The organism is Mesobacillus sp. (assembly GCF_049588175.1).
Taxonomy (GTDB): Bacteria; Bacillota; Bacilli; order Bacillales; family Cytobacillaceae; genus Mesobacillus.
On sequence record NZ_JBAVFI010000350.1, the window covers coordinates 1 to 1,745 of the forward strand.

General features: G+C 45.1%; 2 protein-coding genes and 2 pseudogenes. 1 reads left to right on the top strand and 3 read right to left on the bottom strand.

Annotation, left to right across the window (positions count from 1 at the left end; all coding sequences use genetic code 11):
• Nucleotides 1-234 (top strand): annotated as a pseudogene (locus WB217_RS08770) (hypothetical protein); the annotation flags it as partial.
• 96 nt (nt 235-330) lie between these two features.
• Here WB217_RS08770 and WB217_RS08775 read toward each other — a convergent pair.
• The 3 genes and pseudogenes from WB217_RS08775 to WB217_RS08785 form a co-directional block, all read right to left on the bottom strand.
• The gene (locus WB217_RS08775) at nt 331-870 is read right to left on the bottom strand and encodes an acyltransferase (RefSeq protein ID WP_423992600.1); all 540 of its coding nucleotides are present in this window, start codon (nt 868-870) and stop codon (nt 331-333) included.
• A gap of 1 nt (nt 871) precedes the next feature.
• Nucleotides 872-1,516, bottom strand: coding sequence for a pyrophosphatase PpaX (gene ppaX, locus WB217_RS08780; protein ID WP_423992602.1), 645 nt, complete (start codon nt 1,514-1,516; stop codon nt 872-874).
• Nucleotides 1,506-1,745: pseudogene (locus tag WB217_RS08785) on the bottom strand (nucleoside recognition domain-containing protein); the annotation flags it as partial. The pseudogene WB217_RS08785 and the gene ppaX, both read right to left, overlap by 11 nt.

Sequence of the window (1,745 nt, forward strand, 5' to 3'; positions counted from 1 at the left end):
TATTTCGCGGAAGTCATTTGCCCGGCAGATGACGGCTACTCGTTAAAGCCCGATATTCACGCGTATCAATATCTGCATGAGCGGTATCAACTGGATCTTGCCGTTGGCGACCAAAAGACTGACTTGATTCCTGCTAAAAAAATCGGATTGAAAACATGCTCGTTCCGGGAAGCAAATGAGTTTGCCGACAACACGATTTACTGCTATTCAGATTTTCCATATCCTTTAAAATAGACGCGAAACGGGATTTTCTTTATTCCTTTATTAACTATTATCCAAAACAAGTAAGAACCTCATAAAAAAAACGAAATGGGAGGCCCATTTCGTTTTTTATTTTGCCGGAGCTTGTCCGTAAATTTCATCTTCAGCCCAGCGCTTTGCAAGCTCTTCCTTCGAGTAGATCACTTGCATTGGATTCCCGCCGACAAAAGCCCCAGCAGGGACATCCTTATGGACGAGAGTACCAGCTGATACAATCGCTCCATCTCCAATCGTGATGCCAGGCATGATGGTCGAATTGGCTCCGATCATGACCTCGCTGCCGATGTTCACATCACCGAGACGGTATTCCTTGATTAAGTACTCGTGCGCGAGGATGGTCGTGTTATATCCAATCACTGTGTTGCGGCCGACGCTGATTTTTTCCGGAAACATGACGTCCAGCATGACCATCAGAGCGAAAGATGTCTGGTCACCGACCTTCATTCTTAAAAAATTGCGGTACAGCCAGTTTTTCATTCCGAGGAACGGAGTATAACGCGCAACCTGAATGACGATGAAATTTTTGACTACCTTCCAAAATGGGACGGTTTTATAAACATGCCAGAGAGAATTGGCGCCTTCAACACGATAACGCGTCGTCTTCCTCATCTTACACCCCGAGAATCGGCAGGATATCAGCCATTTTATCTAAAATGTAATCTGGCTTGTATTGTTCTAGATGTTCTCTCCCTTTAATCGACCATGAAACGCCTATCGTTTTCGTGCCGGCATTTTTTCCGCCAAGGATATCGTGGTGGTTATCACCGACCATGACGGCTCTTTCCGGAGATGAGCCTAATAGTTCCAATGCTTTTAAGAGCGGTTCAGGATCAGGCTTTGGATTTTCAACATGATCAAGAGCGACAATCACTTCGAAAAATTCATCCAGTCCTGTCAACTTCAATCCCATTTCCACTACGTCCGAACGTTTAGTCGTCACGATCCCTAAATGGAAGCCGTTTTCTTTTAAAATCCTGACCGTTTCGTACACACCTTCAAACTCTTTTACCAAAAGGTCGTGGTTTGCAAGATTAAACGTACGGTATGTTGTGATCATTTCTTCATAGCCCTCAGGATCCATTGGTTCGAAGGTTTCCTGCAGCGACGGCCCTAAAAACGGCAGGACATCCGCCCGCTGATATTGGCCTGGATAATAATGTTCCATCGTATGAAGGAAGGATGAAATAATCAATTCGTTTGTATCAATCAATGTCCCATCCAAATCGAATAGGACGGTGTCTATTTTATTGCTCATATACTGCTTCCTTTCTTTTTGCGAGTTCCGCGCGGTTCCAGATAAAGGCTACTGTAACGGTCAATAATATGGCCACTCCGAGGCGAATCAATAAAAGCGGCAGCACAGGAATTCCGAGTGGAACGAAAATCAGTGTATCTTCAACGACAGCGTGGCAGGCAACGAGGAAGATGAAGGCAATCGTAACATCCTTCTTGCTGACGCCATCCTCCTGAACTGCCTGGATCAT

What these genes read in the sequence shown, in the direction of transcription:
- WB217_RS08775 (WP_423992600.1), bottom strand. Translation starts at nt 870, where the DNA reads ATGAGGAAGACGACGCGTTATCGTGTTGAAGGCGCCAATTCTCTCTGG.
- ppaX (WP_423992602.1), bottom strand. Translation starts at nt 1,516, where the DNA reads ATGAGCAATAAAATAGACACCGTCCTATTCGATTTGGATGGGACATTG.